Below are 21,434 nucleotides of genomic sequence, written 5' to 3'. Positions count from 1 at the left end.
CATGGGGATAGAGGCGTGAGCGGACTGTTCTGCGCGGTGGTCGGCCCGAGCGGGGCCGGCAAGGACACCCTGATCGACTTCGCGCGCGCGGCGCTGAAGGATGACGGGCGCTATGTCTTCGCGCGCCGGGTGATCACGCGCCCGGCCGATGCCGGCGGCGAGGACCATATCGCGGCGAGCGAGACGGACTTCGCCCGGATGAAAGCGGCCGGCGCCTTCGCCCTGTCCTGGCACGCCAACGGCCTCGACTACGGCCTCCCGGCCTCTCTCGCCGACGATATCGCCGACGGCCGCACGGTCGTCGCCAATATCTCGCGGGCCGCCCTCGAGGAGGCCTGCGCAGGCTTTGCCGAGGTGCGGGCCATCCACGTGACCGCCTCGCCCGCGATCCTTGCTGAGCGACTCGCCGCGCGCCACCGCGAAACAGCGGATGAGATCGCCGCGCGGCTCAAGCGCTATGGCGAGGAGATCACCGGCGCCTGCCCGGTCGTCACCATCGTCAATGACGGCACGGTGGAGGAGGCCGGCGAAGCCTTCGTGGCCGCCCTCAGGCAGATGTCGGCAGAAGCGGGCAGCGCCTGACAATCCGGAACGGACCGCCATCGGCGGGCTCTCCCATGATCGCGACGTCGCGGACCTCCACCGGCTCCGCCAGGAGCGGCGCGAGGAGCCGGTCGAGCACGGGAGAGACCGCGGCGTCGGACACGTCGTCCAGCGGGCCCGTCAGCGTCATGTGGAGGCGGAACTCGTCCAGCACGTAAGGATAGCCGAGGCTCAGCAGATAGGCGTCCTGCCGGCTTGTGAGGCTGGCCTCGCGCCGCCGTGCGATCTCGGCGTCGTCGAGCGGGGCGCGGAACCGGTCGAGGCCGATGACGCAGGCATTGGCGAGCGAAGCGAGCGGCTGGCAATCGCTCTCCGGCACCAGGGCCCGGAACCGGCCGATCCTCCTCGCTGCGAGCGGCGGCAGGGCGAAGGCACGCCAGCCGGCCACCATCCGCTCGACCTCGGCGAAGAGCTCCGCCGCGTCCGCCGCCGCGTGCAGGCGGAAGGGCGCCTTGAGTGTGGCGTGGAAGCCGTAGCGCGCCGGCGCGGCCGTGGCCTCGCAGCGAACGTCCCCGTCGATGGCTGCGGCTATGGCCTGCGACGGCTCGACAGCATCGCCGGTTTCCGGGTCATGGCCCAGCCATTCCGCGCCGAAGCGGGCGAGCGCGCTGCCCGAGGGCGGCAGCATGTAGAGTGCGTATCGGCGATAATCGACTGTCATGCGTCCCGATGAGCTTTCCTGTCCGACCCAGGTGGCACGGCCCCGCCGGGCATCCCCACATCCGGCACGGCATCGCCTTGTCCGTCGTCATACCCGGGCCCGCCCCGGATATCCATGAGCCCCTGCCATCTTTTCGCCCGCGCGGAGCGACTTCGATCCGGAGGTTGCCCGCCCTATACGGTCCAGCGGCGAAGCTGCTGGGACAGGATGTCGATGAGCGAGATGCTGACCACGATGATGATCATCGCCGCGGCGGTCTCCGAATAGTAGAAACCGCGGATATTCTCCCAGAGGATCTGGCCGATGCCGCCCGCGCCCACGATGCCGAGCACGGTCGCGGAGCGCACATTGGTCTCGAAGCGGTAGAGCGAATAGGAGATCCACAGGGGCACGACCTGCGGCACGACGCCGAAGATGATCTCCTGCAGCTTGCTCGCCCCGGTCGCGCGGATGCCTTCCACCGGGCGCGGGTCGATGGCCTCGACGGCCTCGGAGAACAGCTTGGCGACCACGCCGGTATTGTGCACGAAGAGCGCCATGACGCCGGCGAAGGGGCCGAGGCCGACGGCGACCACGAAGAGCAGCGCGAAGACGATCTCGTTGATCGCACGGCAGGCGTCCATGAGCCGGCGCACCGGCTGCACGACCCAGACGGGCGCGAGGTTCGACGAGCTCAGCAGGGCGCAGGGGATGCCGAGCAGGACGGCAAGGACGGTGCCCCACACCGCGATCTGGACGGTCACCGCCATCTCGGAGAGATAGAGCCGCCACTGGCCGAAATCGGGATCGAGGAAGCCGCCCGCAAAGGCCGCCATATTGGCCGCATCGGTGAACAGATAGGTCCAGCGGCCCATTTCCGCCGGGCCCCAGCTCCAAACCAGAACGGCGGCGATCACGGCCCACACGGCCCATCGCCTCGCACGCTGCGCGAGCGGCACGCGGGGAACAGCGGCCATCTCCACCCCCGGTCCTGTCTCAAGACTTGCCATTGGCGGTCTCAACTCCGGTCATCCATGAACGAAGACGCCCGCCTCCATCGCGGGAAGGCGGGCGTCCGGCCTTTGTGTCGGCAGATCACATGCTCGGCACGGTGTCGGCCAGCGCGGAGATCTCTTTCATGCGGGCCTTGAGCTTCGCGATCTCCTGCTTCTTCTCGTCGGCGGAGAGGGACTCGTTGGCCTCGATCTTCATCGCATCCTTGTTCAGGGCGAGGATGCGGATCGGGTAGAGCTGGGCGTCGGAGGACGGGCGGAACGGTGCCCAGCCGAGGGCCGACAGCACCTCGCGCTCCTTCTTCACCTCCTCAGGCGTGCCGAGGCGGCCATAGGTCATGATGAAGGTGTAGAGCTTGTCCTTGACCTCCGTGTCGAGGTCCTTGCGCCAGACCAGCGGATCGCTCGGGATGAGCGGCGACTGCCAGACGATCTTCAGCTTCTTGAAGGCCTCCGGATTGGTCGTCTCCAGGCGGCGCATGTTCTCCGTGTTGTTGGTGGCCACGTCGACCTGCTTGTTGGCGGCGGCGAGCGCGTTGGTCTCGTGGCTCGCATTGCGCACCGTCTTGAAGCACTCCTTCGGGTCGACGCCGTTCTCCGCGAAGATGTAGGTGGTCGGCACCAGGAAGCCGGAGGTCGAGTTCGGATCGCCGATCCCGAAGTTCAGCGACTGGTCGCATTTCAGCACGTCGTCCAGCGAGTTGATCGGGCTGTCGACATTGGTCACCAGCAGCGACCAGTAGCCCGGATTGCCCTCGACATCGACCGACTGGGCGAAGATCTGACCGTCGGCGCGGTCGACCGCCTCCATGGCCGACTTGTTGCCGTACCAGGCGACCTGCACCTTGTCGAAGCGCATGCCCTCGATGACGCCCGCATAGTCGGGGGCGAAGAAGGCGTTGACCTTCAGGCCGGTCTCGTCCTCCATCGCCTTGAGGAAGGGATCCCAGATGGTGCGGAGGTTCTGCGAGGATTCCGTGGAGATGATACCGAAATTGATCTCCTTGGTATCCGCGGCATTCGCCGGGGCGGCGAGCGCGACGGCCGCGACCGCGGTGGCGGCAAGGATGGTCCTGAACATTGGGTATGCGTCCTTTCTGATGGGTGGCGTTCAAGTCACTCGGCAACAATGCCGCGGCCGGGCGGGCGGACCCGCCGGCCAAAAGGCAGATCAGGCGACCGCCTCGCGCAGCGCGACGGGCTCGGCCCTGGGGCGCGGCATCGGGGCTTCTGCCTCGCCACGGTCGAGCGAGGGCAGAAGCAGCTCCCGGCTCTCCGCTCCGTAGAGCTCGCTCAGGAAGTCCGGCGTCAGTGCGGCGGACGGGCCGTCATAGACGATCCTGCCGTCGCGCAGCGCCACGGTGCGCGGGCAGTAGCGCAGGGCGTAGTCGACCTGATGGAGCGAGACGAGAACGGTGATCCCGTCCTCCGCGTTGAGGGCGGCCAGGATGTCCATGACGCGCTGGGCGGAATGCGGGTCGAGCGAGGCGATGGGCTCGTCGGCGATCAACACCTCCGCGCCCTGCACGAGGGTGCGCGCGATGGCCGCGCGCTGCTGCTGGCCGCCAGACAGGTCGTTGCCGCGATGGAGCGCATGGCTGTCTATGCCAACCCGGCGCATGGCCTCCAGCGCCGCCCGCTTCTCATCCTCCGTGAAGAGCGCGAGCGCGCCGCGCCAGCGCGGCATGCGGCCGAGATGGCCGGTGAGCACATTGGTCAGCACGCTCAGGCGGCCGACCAGGTTGAACTGCTGGAACACCATGCCGATGGCCGACCGGATGGCGCGGGCGTCGCGGGCGATGCGGCCGTCGCGCTGCATGGCGCGCCCCAGGACCGAGATTTCGCACCCCTTGCGCCCGTCCGCCTCCACGAGGCCCGCAATATGGCGCAGGAGCGTCGACTTGCCGGAGCCCGAGGCACCGATCAGGGCGACCATCTCGCCCGGCGCGACGGACAGCCCGACATCGTCCAGCGCCGTCTTGCCTCCCGGAAAGGTCTTGGTGAGACAGCTGACCTCGATCGCAGATGCACTCATCGTGCGCACGCTCCCTGAGAACCGCGTTACGGAACGGGACGCTACGAGTGTTGTGTGACGTTACGGACAACGTTGTGTGACAGGGCGCTGACAGGACGGGGAACCTGCCCCCGCCCTGCCGCGTTATCCACAGTGAGACGCCGCGGACGGCGAACGATCCCACAGAGGAGAAGGCGCGATCATGACGGCGACGACCACCGAAGACCGCAAGCGCAAGCCGCAGAAGCCGAAAGGGAAAGCCGAGCGGAAGCTCGACGAGCGCCTGGAAGGAACCTTCCCGGCGAGCGACCCGCTGGACCTGACACCGCGGCCGAGCGACGAGGACGCCGCGGACGGCGACAAGCGCCGGCACGACAGGAAGAAAGACCGCTGAACGCCCAGACCGCGGCGCAGACAGCCGGGGCCGGATATCCGGCCCCGACCGGTCACGGACGGTCAGGCGAAGACGTCGTCATAGAGCTCGACGCTGTGGAGCACGTCCTCCAGGCTGGCATTCTCGATGCGCAGTTCGCTCGGTGCGCCGCTCTGGGACCCGGCGAATGAAAAGACGACGCTGTCGCCCTCCACAGAGGCCGCACTCATCAGGTCGTCCATACCGATCGCCGGATCGGCAATCGAGATCGCATCGCCATCCTCGAAATCCAGGATCGTCGTGCGGGTCGCCGGCTCAAGACCCGAAGACGGGGAGAAGACAAATGTGTCGGCGCCCTCGCCGCCCGCCAGCAGGTCGTAGCCGGTGCCGCCGATCAGGACGTCGTTCCCGCCACCGCCAAGGGCCGTGTCGTTCCCGGCGCCGAGCTCGATGAGGTCCGTGCTTTGACCGCCCCAGACCCAGTCGTCGCCATCTCCGGTATTGATCCGGTTCAGCCTGTCGGCCCCGACGACCACATCGTCGCCGCCACGGCTGTAGATAGACAGGAAATCGTACTCGAAACCGGGCTGGTCGACCTTGTAGATCAGGTCCGTACCGGCCGTTCCCTCCACCGACCCGTAGGCCGTCGGACTGCTAATCAGGTTGTATCGGGCCATCGCTTCCTCCAGCTCTGCCACGGAACAGCCCGGACCGGATCGTTCGGCCGAACGCTCACCGATACCGGGCATAGGACGCCATGACACCCTACAACCGTGCATTCGTCATGCTGCGCGCGTGGCCAATCGGTGACGGACTGCCTACCCCCTGCACGGCATGGTGGCGGGCTCGGTGAGGAACTGGTTGAGGACCACCGCCTCCTGCGCCTCCATGAGGTGGCGGGCATGGCGCATATGCTCGCCCATGATGGCGCGGACAGCCTCCGGCTCGCCGGCCCTGAGGGCCTCGATCAGGCGAATCTGGTAGGACCGGCCATGCTCGCGCAGCTCCGGGTTCGGCCGGTCGTAGATCCGTTGGCAGATGGTGAGGTCCTTCAGCAGCCGGATCAGGAAGCCGCAGACGAAGCGCAGGAGCGGATTGGGCGAGCAGGCGACGAGAACCTCGTGGAACTCCAGCTCGGCCACGCGCTGGGCGCGTTCCTCCTCCATGGTCTCCGGCGGATGGTCGTAGACCTTCATGGTCTCCGCCAGCCGCTCGAAATCCGTCTCGTCCAGCCGCCCGACCACGCTGGCGGCGAGCTCCGGCTCGAGCAGGGTGCGGAGTTGGTAGACATCGCCGACAGTGAGCTCCTGGAAGAAGAAGAAGTTGCCGAGAAGCTCGCTCGCATAGCGTTCCGGCACGGTGGCGACGAAGGGACCGCCGCCGGGCCCTGTGCGCGTGACGATCAGCCCTTGCGTCTCCAGCACCTTCAGCGCCTCGCGGATCGTGCCCTTGCTGACACCGAAGATCTCGACGAGCTCGCGCTCCTGGGGAAGGCGCTCGCCGGGCGGAATGCGCTTCTCCGCGATCCAGTCCTTCAGCGTCGCGGCGATGGTGCGGGCGCGCGTGCGCCCTCCGATCCGTGCGCGGCTCGCGCGCCGTTCCTCCGTGTCGGGGCTGTCCGTTGCGTTCATGTCCGTGGCCGGTTGCTAGAGGGGATGGAAACAGGCCGCGGAATGGTCGGCCGCCTTCGTCTCCAGCGGCGGCACCGCGGCGCGGCAATCGTCCCGGGCGCGCGGGCAACGCTCCGCGAAGGCGCAGCCCGGCGGCGGGGCGAGCGGATCGGGCAGCTCCGCGATCTCCTCCGCCCCCGTCCCGAGCGGGCGGCCGACCACGGGCGCGCTGTCGAGCAGCAACCGCGTATAGGGATGCTTCGGCGCGGCGAACAGCGTGTCCGCCGGCGCCTCTTCCACCACCCGGCCGAAATACATCACCGCCACCCGGTCGCTGATCGCCTCGACCACGGCAAGGTCGTGGCTGATGAAGACATAGGTCAGATCGAACTTCGCCTTGAGGTCGGAGAGCAGGTTCAGGACCTGCGCCTGCACGGAGACGTCGAGGGCGGAGACCGGCTCGTCGAGCACCAGGATCTCCGGATCGGCGGCGAGCGCGCGGGCGATACCGATGCGCTGGGCCTGGCCGCCGGAGAATTCGTGCGGGTAGCGGTCGACGAATTCGGGCCTCAGATTGACCGCGTCCATCAGTTCCTCGATGCGCGCGGCGCGGCCCGCACGGTCGAGGCCCAGAATGTGAACGAGCGGCGCCTCAAGGATCTGGCGCACGGTCTTGCGCGGATTGAGCGAGCTCAACGGGTCCTGGAAGACATACTGGATGGTGCTCCCCAGGGCCTTGGCCCCCTCGCGCGCCAGCACGGAAAGCTCCCGGCCCGCGAGGCTCACATCGCCTCCGCTGGGTTTGAGCAGGCCGACCAGCATGCGCGCGAGCGTCGATTTCCCGCAGCCCGATTCGCCGACAATGCCGAGCGTTTCCGTGCGGCGCGCGGACACGGTGACGTCCTGCACCGCATGGACAGCGGGCCGCGCCGCGCCGAACAGGCTGCGCCCGCCGCCGAAGGTCTTGGTCAGGCCCTGCGTGCTCAGAACCGTGTCGCTCATGACGTCCCCCCAAGCGGCCTGACGCAGCGTGCCTCGTGCCCCCCGCCCAGATCGCGCATGGCGATCTCGCCCGACCGGCACAGCTCGTCGGCGAACGTGCAGCGCTCGGCGAAGGCGCAGCCCTCCGGCAGGCGGTTCACTGCCGGCGGCAGCCCGGGGATCGCCTCGACCTTGCGCCGCCCCTCGCCCAGCACGGGCACGCAGTCGATGAGCCGGCGCGTATAGGGATGGCCGGGGTTGTCGAGCACCTGCTCCGTCGTGCCGATCTCCACGATACGGCCGGCATACATCACCGCCACGCGGTCGCACAGTTGCGAGACCACGCCGAAATCGTGGGTGATGAACAGCACCGCCGTGTCGCTGTCGCGGCGCAGATTGTCGAGAAGCTTCAGCACCTGCGCCTGCACGGTCACGTCGAGCGCGGTGGTCGGCTCGTCGGCGACGACGAGCTCCGGGCCGTTGGCGAGCGCCATGGCGATGCCGACGCGCTGGCGCATGCCGCCGGACATCTCGTGCGGATAGGCCTTGGCGCGCTCCGCCGCATTCGGGATGCGCACGGTCTCCAGAAGCTTCACCGCCTCGTCCCACGCCTCGCGATGCGACACGGCGCGGTGCGAGCGGATCGCCTCGACGAGCTGGTCGCCGACGGAGAACAGCGGATGGAGCGTGGAGAGCGGATCCTGGAAGATATAGGCAATGTCGCCGCCGCGCACCGCGCGCAGCTCCTCGCCGGTACGCGCCAGAAGGTCCTCGCCATGGAACCGCACCTCGCCGCCGGCGATCCGCCCCGGCGGCGAGGCGACCAGCGCCAGCAGCGACAGCGCCGTCACCGACTTGCCGGACCCCGATTCGCCGATCAGCCCCAGGCACTCGCCCGGCTTTATGGCGAAGGAGACCTCGTTGACGGCGCGGTAGACCTCCTCGCCCAGATGGAACTCGGTCCTGAGATCGACCACGTCGAGCACGCCGCCCGCACCCTGCTTGCCATGCGCGCCGTTCTCCCGGTCGATGGCCGTCACAGGTGCGGGCCGGGCGAGCGCGCCGGACTTGAGGCGCGGGTCGAGCGCGTCGCGAATACCATCGCCCAGGAGGTTCACGCTCATCACGATGAGGAAGATGACGACGCCCGGAATGGCGGAGACGTGCGGCGCGTTGATCAAGAGCTTTCGGCCCTCGCCCAGCATGGAGCCGAGATCGGCCTGCGGCGGCTGGGACCCGAGACCCAGAAAGCTCAGGCCGGCCGTTTCCAGGATCATCCAGCCGACGGTGGTCGACATGGTGATGACGATGATCGGCATGACGTTGGGCAACACGTCGGCCACGAGGATGCGCCCGTTGCCCTTGCCGGAGAGCCGCGCCGCATCGATGAACTCGCGGTGGACGATGCCCACGGTCACGCCGCGGATATTGCGCGCGAAAAACGGGATGTTGACCACGGCAACCGCATAGAGCGCGTTCATGAGGCCGGGCCCCAGCGCGGCGACGATGGCCAGCGCCAGCAGGATGTAGGGGAACGCCATCAGCATGTCGATGCCGCGCATGAGCACATTGTCGAGCCGGCCGCCGAAATAACCCGCAACGATGCCGAGCGTGGAGCCGGCGAGCGCGGCCACCAGCGTCGCGGAGACGCCCACGGCAAGGCTCAGCCGCGTGCCCCAGACGAGGCGGGAGAGGATGTCGCGGCCGAGATCGTCGGTGCCGAGCCAGTGGCCGTCCGCGAACGGCCGCAGGAGCCGCCTGGCGGGATCGGTCGCGTCCGGCGGCTGGAGCGGCAGGATGGGCGCCATGAGCGCTATGGCGACGACGATGGCGAGGATGACGAGCCCGAAGGCCGCCAGCCGGTTGCGCATGACGAGCCGCAGGGCCTGGCGGGCGGGGCCCGGCCGGCGGACCGGCGAGGGCGCATCGGCGGCGGCGGTCATGTCTTCACCCTCGGATCGATGAGCGTCTGCAGCACGTCGGCGGCCAGATTGAAGAGCACATAGCTCGCCGCGACGACGAGCACGCCGCCCTGTACCAGCATGATGTCGCGCGTGGAGATCGCGGTGACGAGCATGCGCCCGATGCCCGGCCACTGGAACACGGTCTCGATATAGACCGCCCCGCCGAGCACGAAGCCCGCCTGCACGCCGATCACCGGGATCACGTTGACGATCGCCGCCTTGAAGGCGTGGCGGTAGACGACGGCACGCTCGTTGACGCCCTTGGCGCGCGCGGTGCGGATGAAATCCTGCCTGAGCACCTCCAGCATGTTGGAGCGGGTGAGCCGCGCGATCACGCCGGTCGCGACGACGGAGAGCGTGACGGCGGGCAGCACGAGGTGCTTCACGAGATCGGCGAGGTCGCCCCCGCCATAGATCGCATACATGCCGCTCGCCGGCAGCCAGCGCAGCTCCACCGCGAACAGCAGGATCAGCAGCAGGCCGAGCCAGAAGGACGGGATGGAGATGCCGATCAGCACGAGGAACGTGACGATGCGGTCGACCCAGCCATACTGGCGCACCGCGGAGACGATGCCCGCGAGAAGCCCCCAGACCGTGCACAGGAGAAGGGCGGCGCCGGCCAGGACGAGCGTCGCTCCGAAACGCTCCAGAACCTCGTCGATGACCGGGCGGTTGAGGCTGTAGGAGCGCCCGAAATCGCCCTGGAGCATGTTGGCGAGCCAGGTGACGTACTGCACGGGAAGCGAACGGTCGAGGCCGAGCTGCTCGTTGAGCCGCGCGACATTCTCCGGCGTCGCATAGGCGCCGAGGATGGCGGTTGCCGGATCGCCGGGAATGAGCTGCATGATCGCGAAGACGATCACGCTCAGGCCCAGCAGCACCGGAATGACCGCCAACAGGCGTTTCGCTATGTAGGCATACATGGTGCCTGCCCTGCTTTGGCCGCGAGCTTCAGGGAAAAGCCCCCCTCGCCCTCCTATCGCTCACGCGACGGGAGGGCGAGGGGTGTGAACGGGACGCACATCCCACACCCCTAGTCCTTCACCACATCGTGCAGCAGGAGGAAGAAGGAGGGCTGGAGGCCGAAGCCCTCGATCCCGGCCTTGCTGACCGCGTTCTGCTTCCAGTTGGCGATGAAGGCCCAGGGGGCGTCCTCGCGGACGATCTCCTGCATCTCCTTGTAGAGCCGCGCACGCTCGTCCTGGTCGGTGGATCGGCGCGCCTTCTCCAGAAGCGCGTCGACCTCCGGGTTGGAATAGTAGCCCGAATTGAACCCGCCCTTGTCCGGCATGGCGTCGGTCCTGAGCGCCAAATAGGGCAGCGTGTCGGGGTCGTTGGTCATCCACGCCATCTCGGCCATATCGGCCTTGCCCTCGAGACCGGGGTTCACCTTGCCGAGGAAGGTGTTCCACTCATAGGTCTCGATCTTGGCGTCGAGCCCCACCTCGGCGAGGTCGGCCTGGATGGCAGCCCCCATGGGCACGGGATCGAGCATGCCGGAGCCGCCTTCCGTGACGTAGAAGGTGACCTCCGTGCCCTCCGCGACACCCGCCTCCTTGAGCAGCGCCCTTGCCTTCTCCGGATCGTGGGGATAGGGCTGGAGGCTCTCATTATAGGCCCAGGCGAAGGCCGGCGGCGTGGGGCCGGCGGCGACCACGGCGGTGCCCTGCAGGATGTTGTCGACGAGCGCCTTCTTGTCGATCGCGTAGTTCACCGCCTGTCGCGCGCGCTTGTCGGCGAACGGCCCCTCCTTGGCGTTGAGGATCAGGAACCAGAGATGGGGACCGGCCTGCTCGTAGATCTTGTAGGCCGCGTCGCCGAACTGGGCGAGGCTGTCCGGCGGCACCTCGACCATGAGGTCGATGCCGCCTGAGAGCATCTCCGCCACGCGGGTATTGGCGTCGGTGATCGGGCGGAAGACGACGGCCTGAAGCGACGGCGCGCCGTCCCAGTAATCCTCGTTGCGCTCCACGACTACCTTGGTGTTGCTGTCCCATTCCACGAACCTGAACGGTCCGGTGCCCGACGGGTTCCGGCCGAAATCCTTGCCGTGTTCCTTGATGGCCGCCGGCGAGGCGATGAGGCCGGTCGGATAGGCGAGGTTCGACAGGAAGGGCGCATAGGGCTCGTTCAGCGTGAACTCCACCGTCATGTCGTCGAGCGCCTTCACCTCCTTCACCGCGGAGAAGAAGAAGGCGAGCGGGAACGGCCCGGTATCGTGATAGGGATGGTTCTCGTCGAGCATGCGCTGGAAGTCGAACACCACGGCCTCCGCGTTGAACGGCGAACCGTCGTGGAAGGTCACGCCCTCGCGCAGCTTGAAGGTGTAGACCGTGCCGTCCTCGCTGATGGTCCAGCTCTTCGCCAGTGCGGGCTCGACCTCCAGCGTGCCGTCCTTGTAGCGCACCAGCCCGTCATAGATGTTCATGAGAATGCGGAAGTCGTTGACCGCCGTCACCGCCTGCGGATCGAGCGATTTCGGCTCCGCGATCTGGCCGACGATCAGGACGCCCGGCGGCGTCTGCGCGGTGGCGGGTGCGGCGTTGAGCATCGCGAGCCCCATGACGATGGCGGCGGCGAGCCCGCTGAGAAAGCGTGTCATTCGGCCTCTCCCTTCCCTTCAAAGCCTCCGATCCGGAGTGCCGCGGCCCGTCCTGCGGGACAGGGGCAATCTCCGGCCTGCACAGCTTGCACGTTTAATTTATCCAGATAAAATCCCCTCGATCAATATTTATCCGACTCATTAGGGATTTCGGAAACCGCCCGGCAGCAACGCAGATGACCTATTCCATACTGGCCAGGGACCCCGGAACGGGCGCGATCGGCGGCGCGGTGGCGACCGGCACGCCGTCTGCCGGGGGCTTCGTCCTGCACATGGCCGCCGGCATCGGCGCCATCGCCACGCAGGGGTTCAGCACCAACACGCTCTATGGCCCCGCGGGCTTCGCCTGATGGAGGACGGGCAGGATGCCGAAACGGCGCTGCGCACGCTGACCGAAGCCGATGCGGGGCGCGACCATCGCCAGGTCATCGTCATGGACCGTACCGGCGCCGCCGCCGGCTGGACGGGCGCGGCCAATGTGGAGCCCATGGCCCATCTGTGCGCGCCGAGCCTTGCCGTCGCGGCGAACTGGGTCGCCTCCGACCGTGTCGCCGGTGCCATGCGGGACGCCTTCGCGGACCGCGCCGGCGCGCCGCTGGAGGAGCGGCTCCTCGCAGCGCTCGAGGCCGGCGAGGCGGAAGGCGGCGACGCGCGCGGCATCCGCTCCGCGGCCTTGCGCATCGTGTCGCGGGACCGTCCGCCGGTCGATATCCGCGCCGACTACGACGACCGCCCGATCCGGGCCCTGCGCGAGATCGCCCGGCACTGGGCGGAGCCCGGGTTCCGGGCGTTCCTCGACAGGCTGCCCACATTGGAGGCGCCGCACCGGCACTGAGACCGGGTCCGTCATTGACGCGGCCGGCAAGCCCGGCGTTCATGGGCGGCGTGCGGAGCCCGCCGGGCTCCCGCCCGACAAACCGGTCAGAAGGGAAGGAAACGATCATGCCGGAAGAAACCACCTTCAAGGGCGGATGCCATTGCGGGGCCGTGCGCTTCGAGATCACGACCGATCTCGGCACCGTCATGAACTGCAACTGTTCGCACTGCGCAATGCGCGGCGTGCTCTGGAACTTCGCGCCCGAGACGCGGTTCGCGCTGACCCAGGGCGAGGACGCGCTCCAGGACTACCAGTTCAACAAGAAGGTCATCCATCACCTGTTCTGCCGGACCTGCGGCGTGGAGTCCTTCGCGCGCGGCACCATGCCGGACGGCACGCCGACCGTCGCCGTCAATGTGCGCTGCCTCGATGGCATCGACCTGGAGAGCCTGACGCTGACGCCGATCGACGGGCGCAGCAAGTGAACCCATGGGAGATATTGCCTTGACCACGCTTGGACAGGACATCATGGCGCGGCTCGACGAGGCCGCGCGGTTTTCCGAACCCGGCCCGGGCGTCACGCGTTTCTTCCTCACGCCGGAACACCGCCAGGTCGCCGATCTGGTGCGGCGATGGATGGAGGAGGCGGGGCTCGCCGTCCACATGGATGCCGCCGGCACGGTCGTCGGACGCCTGGAGGGCCCGGCCCCGGACGCGCCGACGCTGATCGTCGGCTCCCATGTGGACACGGTGCGCGAGGGCGGAAAATACGATGGCATGCTGGGCGTCGTCATGCCCATCGTCTGCGCGCAGGAGATCCGGCGCAGCGGCACGGCCCTGCCCTACGCGCTAGAGATCGTGGCCTTCGGCGACGAGGAGGGCGCGCGCTTTCCAACGACGCTGATCGGCAGCCGCGCGCTCTCCGGCCTGTTCGATCCCGCAACGCTGGACCTTGCCGACCGCGCCGGCGTCACGCTGGGCCAGGCCTTCGCCGATTTCGGCCTCGATCCGGCGGGCATCCCCGCCCTGAAGCGCGATCCCGAGAAGACGCTGGGCTATGTGGAGGTCCATATCGAGCAGGGCCCGGTGCTGGAGGCGGAGGACCTTCCCGTCGGCGTCGTCACCGCCATCACCGGCATCGAGCGGCACACCGTGGCGTTCACCGGCAAGGCCTCGCACGCCGGCACGACGCCGATGGAGACGCGGCGCGACGCGCTCGCCGGAGCGGCGCAAGCCATTGCGGCGGTGGAGCGCATCGCCCGCGAGACGGACGATCTCGTCGGCACGGTCGGCTCCATCCTCATGGAGCCCAACGTCATCAACGTGATCCCGGCACGCTGCGAGCTCGGCGTGGAGCTGCGCTCGCCGGAGCGCGGCATCCGCGAGACCGCGCGCCGGACCGTGCTGGAGAGCTGCGAGGAGATCGCGCGCGCCCGCGGCCTCGGCTTCGAGCACACGCTCGGCTACGAGGAGGATGGCGCGGCCTGCTCGCCCCGCATCGTCGCCGCGCTGAAGGAGGCGGTCGAGGCGGACGGTTACCGGCCGCGGGAACTGTTCTCCGGCGCCGGCCATGACGGCCTCGCCATGAGCGCGCTCACCGATATCGGCATGCTGTTCGTGCGCTGCCGCGACGGGCTGAGCCACCACCCCGACGAGCACATCGCCGAGGAGGACGCCGATGCCGGCGCCCGCGTACTGCTCAGCTTCCTGACGCGGTTCGGAACTCCGCGGCCGTGAACAGCGCGCTGAAGGGCATCCCGGCCTTGGCCATGGTCTCGTCGGCGCCCTCCTGACGGTCGACAAGGGTGAGCACGCGCACCACCTCGCCGCCGGCGGCACGCACCGCGTCCACCGCCTTGAGCGCGGACTCGCCCGTCGTCGTCACGTCCTCCACCACGACGACGCGGCACCCCTCGATTGTCTCGTCGGGGCCGAGCCCCTCGATGAGCAGGCGTGCGCCATGCTCCTTCGCCTTCTTGCGCACGAAGAAGGCGGCGACCGGCACGCCGCGGCGATGGCTCGCCGCCGTCGTCCAGGAGACGATGGGCACCGCCCCCATCTCCAGCCCGCCCACATAGTCCGGCCGGTCGGGTCCGAGCGCGTCGAGCACCAGCTCGGCGAGCAGCGCGGCACCCTCCGGGTCGAGCATGGTCGGTTTCATGTTGAAGTAGAAGTCGCTCTTGCGCCCCGAGGCCAGGGTGATGTCCACCCCGTCCCTGAAGGACTTCTCCCGGATGATCGCCTTCAGCCGTTCGCGCGCGGCGGTGTCCGTCTTTGCGTTCATGTGCTTGCCCTAAAAGCGGAAATGTCTCAGATCGAACGACCTTAACTAGTGCGCCTCTTCCCAGTTCTCCGCCGCGCGGGCGTCGACCTTCAGGGGGACCTTCAGCGTCATGGCGGGCTCGGCGGCACGCTCCATGATCGTGACGGCGGTCTCGATGGTGCGGTCCACCTCCTCGTCCACCGCCTCGAAGATGAGCTCGTCATGCACCTGAAGCAGCATGCGCGCCTTCAGCTTCGCCTCCTCCAGCGCATCGGCCATGCGGATCATGGCGCGGCGGATGATATCGGCGGCCGTGCCCTGGATCGGCGCGTTGATCGCGGCGCGCTCGTTGAAGGCGCGTTCCGACGGGTGCTTGACGTTGATGTTCGGGAAGTGGCAGCGCCGGCCGAACAGCGTCTCCACATAGCCGTGCTCGCGGCAGAAGGCCTTCGTGCCTTCCATATAGTCGCGGATGCCGGGAAAGCGCTCGAAATAGCGCTTGATGTAATCCGCAGCCTCCTCGCGCGGGATGGAGAGCTGATTGGCGAGCCCGAAGGCGGAGATGCCATAGATGATGCCGAAATTGATCGCCTTGGCGCGCCGGCGCACCATCGGGTCCATGCCCTCGATGGGCACGGAGAAGATCTCCGATGCCGTCATGGCGTGGATGTCGAGCCCGTCGGCGAAGGCCTGCTTGAGCTCGGGGATATCGGCCATGTGGGCGAGCACGCGCAACTCGATCTGGCTGTAGTCGGCGCTGACGAGCTTGGCGCCCCTGGGCGCGACGAAGGCGGTGCGGATCTTGCGGCCGGCCTCGGTGCGCACCGGAATGTTCTGCAGATTGGGTTCCGACGAGGACAGCCGGCCCGTGCTGGTGGCCGCCAGCGAATAGGAGGTGTGCACCCGCTCCTCCCCGTCGATATAGCCGGGGAGCGCGTCCGTATAGGTGCTCTTGAGCTTGGAGAGCTGGCGCCATTCGAGCACCTTCAGGGGCAAATCGTGGCCCTGCGCCGCGAGCGTCTCCAGGACATCGGCGCCGGTGCCCCAGGCGCCCGTCTTGGTCTTCCGGCCGCCCTCCAGCCCCATCTTGCCGAACAGGATCTCGCCGAGCTGCTTGGGCGAACCGACATTGAAGCTCTCGCCGGCGAGCTCGTGGATCTCCGCCTCGAGTCGCGCCATGCCCTGCGCGAAGTCGTGCGACAGGCGCGAGAGCACATTGCGGTCGACCTGGACGCCGGCACGCTCCATCTCGCCGAGCACGGCCACCATGGGCCGCTCAAGTGTCTCGTAGACCGCGGTCTTGCCCTCCGCGGCCAGCCGCGGCTTGAGCGCGAGCCAGAGCCTGAGCGTGACGTCCGCGTCCTCCGCGGCATAGGCGGTCGCCTTGTCGACAGGCACGAGATCGAAGGTCACCTGCTGGCGCCCCGAGCCCGCGATCTCCTTGAAGGGGATCGGCTTGTGGCCGAGATGGCGCTCGGAGAGCTCGTCCATGCCGTGTCCGCCCCGGCCCGAATCGAGCGCGTAGGAGATGAGCATGGTGTCGTCGACGGGTGCGGGGCATATGCCCTGCCGGATGAAGATCAGCCAGTCATACTTGAAGTTCTGGCCGACCTTGAGAACGGACGGGTCCTCCATCATGGGCTTGAGGCGCTCGACGACCTCCGCCCGGTCGAGCTGGGCAATGCCGTCGCCGTCGAAGTCGAAGCCGTCCGAGGCACGGTGGCCGACCGGGATATAGCAGGCCCGGCCCGGCTCGAGCGCGAGCGATATGCCGACCAGATCGGCGCTCATCGCCAGAAGCGAGGTCGTCTCGGTATCGACCGCGACGACGCCGTGTTCCCGCGCCTGCGCGATCCAGGCATCGAGCCGGTCGAGCGTGGTGACGGTCTCGTAGGCCGACGGGTCGATGGCCACCGCCCTGACAGCGTCCGCCGCGGCGGCCGCACGCATTCCGGGCGTCGCCGCGCCGTCGCCGGCGGCCGCGGCCGCCGCCCCGCCACCGTCCGCGGCAGGCGCCTCCCAGCCCTCCACCGCGACGGGGACCGGTTCGATGGCCTCCGCATCGGCCTCCAGATCGGAGGCGACACGGCGCGTCAGCGTCGTGAACTCCATCGCCTTCAGGAAGCCGACGACCGCGCCGGGATCGGGCTCGCGCACGGCGAAGTCCTCCACCGGCTCCTCGACCGGCACGTCGTCCTTGAGGGTCACGAGCTCGCGCGAGATGCGCGCCTGGTCGGCGAACTCGATCAGCTTCTCGCGCCGCTTGGTTTGCTTGATCTCGCCGGCGCGGGACAGCAGGGTCTCCAGATCGCCATATTCGGTGATGAGCTGCGCGCCGGTCTTCACGCCGATGCCGGGAATGCCCGGCACATTGTCGACCGAATCGCCTGCCAGCGCCTGGACGTCGATGACCTTCTCCGGCGGCACGCCGAATTTCTCAAGGACCTCCGCCTCGCCGATCGTCTTGTCCTTCATGGTGTCGAGCATGGTCACGCCGGGGCGGACGAGCTGCATGAGGTCCTTGTCGGAGGAGATGATATGAACCTCCGCGCCGGCCTCGCGGGCCTGGCGCGCATAGGTCGCGATCAGGTCGTCGGCCTCATAGCCCTCCTGGTCGACACAGGCCACGTTGAAGGCGCGCACCGCCTCGCGGATCAGGCCGAACTGGGGAATGAGGTCCTCCGGCGGCTCCGGCCTCTGCGCCTTGTATTCGGGATAGATCGCATTGCGGAAGGTCTCCGCCGAATGGTCGAAGATCACCGCCAGATGGGTCGGTTTCTCGCCGTTGCTGGCATCGCGCAGCAGCTTGATCAGCATGCCGCAGAAGCCGTGAACGGCGCCAACGGGAAGGCCGTCCGACTTGCGGGTCAGGGCCGGCAATGCGTGATAGGCCCGGAAGATATATCCCGAGCCGTCGATCAGATAGAGCCGGTCGCCCGCCGTCAGGGGACGCGGCGCAGAGGATGCCTTGTCGTTCATGGGCTGGACGATGCCACACGTCCGCCCCGGGGGCTAGGTCCAAGTTCGAGATAAAGCACACCGCTTACCCCGGCGAGAAGATGCACGAGTCCGGCCCCGGTCGCGGAGCCGCTTGATCCCGTTCGCGGGATCGGCCACAAGTCGCTCCATGAGCGATGACTTCAGCCCGCCGCCGCGCCTGAGATCGAGCCTGTGGGTCCAGGCGCAGGTCCGCTTGTGCAGCACCGCCGCCATCCCCGCCGTCGTGTCGAAGCGCGGCGACCCGGACGCCGGATCGATCCTCGTGAAGATCTGGCGCGGGCGCGAGGACTGCCTCGTCTACACGCCGATGGTGACCATGGAGGGCGAGCGCGGCTGGATGCAGGCACTCGGCGGCGAGCCGGTCACGGAGGCGGAGGCGGACGCCTATCTCGCCCGGCAGGCGAGCCGGGACAGCGATCTCTGGATTCTCGAGATCGAGGACCCGAAAGGCCTCTACCGGCTCGACGGCATTATCGACTGAACCCGCCACCCAGAGCGAAACCAACCAGGGGTTGCAATTCTTAAATCGGTTGCGCCGTGGGCGGGATATTGATTAGAGAAGACAGGGGGGCCTTTCGCAATGCGTGTGGAGGGCGTCCCGGAACAGTGCTGATTGCCGGGATCGGGGACCGCGCCGATGGGAGCCAAGGCCGCCACAGAGGCCTATGTCGATATTGAGCAGGGCCAGCAGGGACCGACCCTGCGCCTGAAGGGCGACTGGCTCGACGACGCGGCATTGCCTTCGAGCACGGCGATGACCGGCCTTCTCAAGCGCGCGGGATCCGGCGCGCTCGTGACCGTCACGGGCGGCGACGTCAAGGCATGGACCGGCGTGCTTCCCGCCTTCCTGTCCGGCCTCAAGGTCGAATGCGAGGCCATGGGCCTCACCCTGCAGCTCCAGAACATGCCGGACGGCGTCCAGCGCATGCTCGACGTTTCCCATCGCACCCCCGCGGCCGGGGGAAGCGGACACAGGCGCGAGGGCATCGTCACGCGCACCGGACTGTGGGCCTTCGCCGAGGCGGCGGCCGCCTACAAGGTCGTCGCCATGGTGGGCGAGGTGGTGCTGGCCACCCTTGCCGCCCTGAGGCCGTCCGGCAAGGCCCGCGGCGTCGATTTCGTCAACTCGCTCCACGAGGTCGGCGCCTCCGCGCTCACCATCGTCTCGGTGGTCAACTTCCTCGTCGGCGGCATTCTCGCCTTTGTCGGCCTCATCCAGCTGGAGCAGTTCGGCGCCCAGATCTATCTGGCCGACCTGGTGGGCATCGCCATGGCGCGCGAGATGGCCGCCATCATGACCGCCATCGTCATGGCGGGCCGCACCGGCGCGGCCTTCGCGGCCAATCTCGCCACCATGCAGGGCAACGAGGAGATCGACGCGCTGGAAACGCTCGGCGTGTCGCCGGTGGAGCATCTGGTGGTGCCGCGCGTCAACGCGCTTATCCTCATGATGCCGCTCCTCTATATCTACGGATGCGCTGTGGGCATACTGGGCGGCATGGTCATCGCCGTCGCCTCCTCCGACCTCACCGCGCTCGGCTATCTCGACGAGACCATGCTCGCGATCGCGCCCAAGCAGTTCGTGATCGGCGGCATCAAGAGCGTGTTCTTCGGCGCGCTCATCGGCATCACGGGGTGCCATATCGGACTGCGCGCCGGGCGTAGCGCTGCCGAGGTCGGCCGTGCGGCAACCTCGGCGGTGGTGGTCTGCATCGTCGGTATCATCGTGCTCGACGCCGTCTTCGCGGTCTGCACCAACGCTCTGGGATTGTGAGAGAGATGGCCGAGACCGAGCCCCGCATCACCGTCGAAGCCCTCACCATGGCGTTTGGCGACAAGGTCGTGCAGAAGGATGTGAGCTTCACTGTCTCCTCCGGCTCGATCTTCGTGATCATGGGCGGCTCGGGCTGCGGCAAGAGCACGCTCCTGAAGCACATGATCGGGCTCATCGAGCCGGCGGCCGGGCGCATCCTCTATGGCGACCGGGACTTCTACAAGCTGACCGAGGATCAGCGCGACCGGCTCCTGCGGCAGTTCGGGGTGCTGTTCCAGGGCGGCGCGCTGTGGAGCTCCATGACGGTATCGCAGAACGTCGCGCTGCCGCTCGAGCTCTATTCCTCCTATTCGGCCGCCACCATCGCCGACCTTACCGCCTTCAAGCTGTCGCTGGTGGGGCTCGACGGCAGCGGCCACCTCATGCCATCGGAGATCTCCGGCGGCATGCGCAAGCGGGCGGGACTGGCCCGCGCGCTTGCCTTCGATCCGGAAATCCTCTTTCTTGATGAGCCGTCCGCCGGTCTCGATCCGATTTCCTCGCGCAGGCTGGACGATCTGATCCTGCAGCTGCGCGATCTTCTCGGCGTGACGGTCGTGATGGTCACGCACGAGCTGGAGAGCATCTTTGCGATTGCCGACGACTGTGTCTTTCTCGACGCGACGGCCAAGACGGCCATCGCCCATGGCGACCCCAAGACACTTCGCGACCACAGCGACAACGCTTTCGTGCGCGCCTTCCTCAACCGGCGCGAACCCGACAGGACGGAGACCGTGGTGAGCGCATCATGAAGAAGAACCGTGCCGCCGTCGCCATCGGGTCGTTCATCCTGGGCGGCGGCTTCCTCCTCGCCCTGGGCATCGTGCTCTTCGGCGGCATCGACCTGTTCTCCGGAAAGGAGCGGGCGGTCATCTATTTCGACACATCGATCTCCGGCCTGCAGGTGGGCGCGCCGGTCGCCTTCCAGGGCGTCACGGTGGGCTCCGTCCAGCGGATCGCGCTGGAGGTCGACTCCACGACCCATACCGCGCGCATCCCCGTCTATATCGAGATCAAGACGGCGGACATGATCGTGACCGACGCGCAGGGCCAGCGCGAGACGCCCGATATCGAGGAACTCGTCCAGCGCGGCATGCGCGCCCAGCTCCAGACCCAGAGCTTCGTGACCGGCCGGCTGATGGTCGAGCTGGACTTCACGGCGAAGGCGGGACCGATCAAGGATCCATGGGTGGACGGCCTCGCCCGCATCCCCTCGGAGAAATCCGCCCTCGACCAGCTCAAGGAGCAGGTCTCCGAGCTCGGTATCGGCCAGACGCTCGCCACCGCCAAGCGCGTGCTGCAGGCGGTGGACAGGCTCGCCAACACAGCCAACAAGGAAATCGTGCGCATCAGTAACAGCGTGGTTACCACGACGGACGATGCCAATCGCCTCGTGGAGTCCCTGGAGGGTACTGTCAAGCAGCTGAGCGGCGAGCTGAAGCTCACGCTCAAGGACCTCAGGTCGCTGGCGAACGTGACCCGCGATCAGGTGTCCGCGCGCGGCGATCAGCTTGGCAAGGTGCTGACGACGGCGGAGGAGGCCGCCGTCAAGATCGAGGCGACGGCGGCGAATCTGGACAAGATCGCGGCCAATGTGAACCAGCTCGTCGCACCGCGCGGCAATGTGCGCACCGACCTCGAATCGGGGCTGCGCGACCTGTCGGCTGCCGCCTCGTCGCTGCGGTCCTTCGCGCGCGAGATCGAGCGCAATCCGAACGCTCTGCTACTGGGGAGCCAGTGA

Annotated in this window: 20 protein-coding genes and 1 pseudogene; 9 read left to right on the top strand and 12 right to left on the bottom strand. The window is 67.9% G+C overall.

Going from position 1 to position 21,434, the window contains the following annotated elements; all coding sequences use genetic code 11:
- The first annotated feature begins 15 nt into the window (after positions 1-15).
- A complete protein-coding gene (gene phnN / locus HW532_RS14685) occupies positions 16-582 on the top strand; it encodes a phosphonate metabolism protein/1,5-bisphosphokinase (PRPP-forming) PhnN (RefSeq protein WP_213161180.1) in 567 nt (188 codons plus the stop codon).
- On the opposite strand, the gene HW532_RS14680 is transcribed toward phnN, so the two are convergent.
- The 4 genes from HW532_RS14680 to phnC form a co-directional block, all read right to left on the bottom strand.
- Entirely contained in the window at positions 548-1,264 is a 717-nt protein-coding gene (locus HW532_RS14680) for a DUF1045 domain-containing protein (protein ID WP_213161179.1), read from the bottom strand. The genes phnN and HW532_RS14680 overlap by 35 nt on opposite strands.
- Before the next feature lie 173 nt (positions 1,265-1,437).
- On the bottom strand, positions 1,438-2,220 hold the full coding sequence (phnE, locus tag HW532_RS14675) for a phosphonate ABC transporter, permease protein PhnE (RefSeq protein ID WP_246479122.1): 783 nt from the start codon (positions 2,218-2,220) through the stop codon (positions 1,438-1,440).
- Between the two features lie 118 nt (positions 2,221-2,338).
- Complete coding sequence (gene phnD / locus HW532_RS14670) at positions 2,339-3,337, bottom strand: phosphonate ABC transporter substrate-binding protein (RefSeq protein ID WP_213161177.1); 999 nt, start codon at positions 3,335-3,337, stop codon at positions 2,339-2,341.
- Positions 3,338-3,427: 90 nt separating this feature from the next.
- A complete protein-coding gene (gene phnC / locus HW532_RS14665; protein WP_213161176.1) occupies positions 3,428-4,291 on the bottom strand; it encodes a phosphonate ABC transporter ATP-binding protein in 864 nt (287 codons plus the stop codon).
- 181 nt (positions 4,292-4,472) lie between these two features.
- Between phnC and HW532_RS14660 the strand changes: the two genes are divergently transcribed.
- Positions 4,473-4,664, top strand: coding sequence for a hypothetical protein (locus HW532_RS14660; RefSeq protein ID WP_213161175.1), 192 nt, complete (start codon positions 4,473-4,475; stop codon positions 4,662-4,664).
- Positions 4,665-4,726: 62 nt separating this feature from the next.
- Here HW532_RS14660 and HW532_RS14655 read toward each other — a convergent pair whose 3' ends face one another.
- The 6 genes from HW532_RS14655 to HW532_RS14630 form a co-directional block, all read right to left on the bottom strand.
- Positions 4,727-5,320, bottom strand: a complete 594-nt coding sequence (locus tag HW532_RS14655) for a calcium-binding protein (RefSeq protein WP_213161174.1) — start codon at positions 5,318-5,320, stop codon at positions 4,727-4,729.
- Positions 5,321-5,461: 141 nt separating this feature from the next.
- The gene (locus HW532_RS14650; RefSeq protein WP_213161173.1) at positions 5,462-6,274 is read right to left on the bottom strand and encodes a FadR/GntR family transcriptional regulator; all 813 of its coding nucleotides are present in this window, start codon (positions 6,272-6,274) and stop codon (positions 5,462-5,464) included.
- Between the two features lie 15 nt (positions 6,275-6,289).
- Positions 6,290-7,255: an ABC transporter ATP-binding protein gene (locus HW532_RS14645; RefSeq protein WP_213161172.1), complete on the bottom strand. Its 966-nt coding sequence runs from the start codon at positions 7,253-7,255 to the stop codon at positions 6,290-6,292.
- Positions 7,252-9,177: a dipeptide/oligopeptide/nickel ABC transporter permease/ATP-binding protein gene (locus tag HW532_RS14640; protein WP_213161171.1), complete on the bottom strand. Its 1,926-nt coding sequence runs from the start codon at positions 9,175-9,177 to the stop codon at positions 7,252-7,254. Before HW532_RS14640 ends, HW532_RS14645 begins: the two co-directional genes overlap by 4 nt.
- Complete coding sequence (locus HW532_RS14635) at positions 9,174-10,121, bottom strand: ABC transporter permease (protein ID WP_213161170.1); 948 nt, start codon at positions 10,119-10,121, stop codon at positions 9,174-9,176. Before HW532_RS14635 ends, HW532_RS14640 begins: the two co-directional genes overlap by 4 nt.
- Positions 10,122-10,231: 110 nt before the next feature.
- Positions 10,232-11,761 (bottom strand): ABC transporter substrate-binding protein, encoded by a 1,530-nt coding sequence (locus tag HW532_RS14630; RefSeq protein ID WP_213164593.1) that lies wholly within the window; start codon positions 11,759-11,761, stop codon positions 10,232-10,234.
- A gap of 215 nt (positions 11,762-11,976) precedes the next feature.
- On the opposite strand from HW532_RS14630, the pseudogene HW532_RS14620 reads away from it, so the two are divergent.
- The 3 genes and pseudogenes from HW532_RS14620 (at position 11,977) to HW532_RS14610 (ending at position 14,354) form a co-directional block, all read left to right on the top strand.
- Positions 11,977-12,635 (top strand): annotated as a pseudogene (locus HW532_RS14620) (DUF1028 domain-containing protein).
- 107 nt (positions 12,636-12,742) lie between these two features.
- The gene (locus tag HW532_RS14615) at positions 12,743-13,102 is read left to right on the top strand and encodes a GFA family protein (RefSeq protein ID WP_213161167.1); all 360 of its coding nucleotides are present in this window, start codon (positions 12,743-12,745) and stop codon (positions 13,100-13,102) included.
- Between the two features lie 19 nt (positions 13,103-13,121).
- Positions 13,122-14,354 carry an allantoate amidohydrolase gene (locus HW532_RS14610; protein WP_246479120.1) on the top strand — a complete coding sequence of 411 codons (1,233 nt, stop codon included), beginning with the start codon at positions 13,122-13,124 and terminating at the stop codon, positions 14,352-14,354.
- On the opposite strand, the gene pyrE is transcribed toward HW532_RS14610, so the two are convergent.
- Together pyrE and polA are read right to left on the bottom strand one after the other, a co-directional pair.
- Positions 14,317-14,901 carry an orotate phosphoribosyltransferase gene (gene pyrE, locus HW532_RS14605; RefSeq protein WP_213161165.1) on the bottom strand — a complete coding sequence of 195 codons (585 nt, stop codon included), beginning with the start codon at positions 14,899-14,901 and terminating at the stop codon, positions 14,317-14,319. The two genes, HW532_RS14610 and pyrE, sit on opposite strands and share 38 nt — an antisense overlap.
- 45 nt (positions 14,902-14,946) lie before the next feature.
- The gene (polA, locus tag HW532_RS14600) at positions 14,947-17,859 is read right to left on the bottom strand and encodes a DNA polymerase I (protein WP_213161164.1); all 2,913 of its coding nucleotides are present in this window, start codon (positions 17,857-17,859) and stop codon (positions 14,947-14,949) included.
- 148 nt (positions 17,860-18,007) lie between these two features.
- Here polA and HW532_RS14595 point away from each other — a divergent pair, with 148 nt between their 5' ends.
- From HW532_RS14595 to HW532_RS14580, 4 genes are all read left to right on the top strand, one after another.
- Positions 18,008-18,361: a DUF1491 family protein gene (locus HW532_RS14595; RefSeq protein ID WP_213161163.1), complete on the top strand. Its 354-nt coding sequence runs from the start codon at positions 18,008-18,010 to the stop codon at positions 18,359-18,361.
- A 156-nt stretch (positions 18,362-18,517) separates the two neighbouring features.
- Positions 18,518-19,654 (top strand): MlaE family ABC transporter permease, encoded by a 1,137-nt coding sequence (locus HW532_RS14590; RefSeq protein WP_213161162.1) that lies wholly within the window; start codon positions 18,518-18,520, stop codon positions 19,652-19,654.
- 5 nt (positions 19,655-19,659) lie between these two features.
- Positions 19,660-20,445 carry an ABC transporter ATP-binding protein gene (locus HW532_RS14585; RefSeq protein WP_213161161.1) on the top strand — a complete coding sequence of 262 codons (786 nt, stop codon included), beginning with the start codon at positions 19,660-19,662 and terminating at the stop codon, positions 20,443-20,445.
- Positions 20,442-21,434 carry an MlaD family protein gene (locus tag HW532_RS14580; RefSeq protein WP_213161160.1) on the top strand — a complete coding sequence of 331 codons (993 nt, stop codon included), beginning with the start codon at positions 20,442-20,444 and terminating at the stop codon, positions 21,432-21,434. Before HW532_RS14585 ends, HW532_RS14580 begins: the two co-directional genes overlap by 4 nt.

The organism is Kaustia mangrovi (genome assembly GCF_015482775.1).
GTDB classification, from domain to species: domain Bacteria; phylum Pseudomonadota; class Alphaproteobacteria; order Rhizobiales; family Im1; genus Kaustia; species Kaustia mangrovi.
Note: the sequence above shows the minus strand (reverse complement) of the source record. Positions and strands in the feature narration are given on the sequence as shown.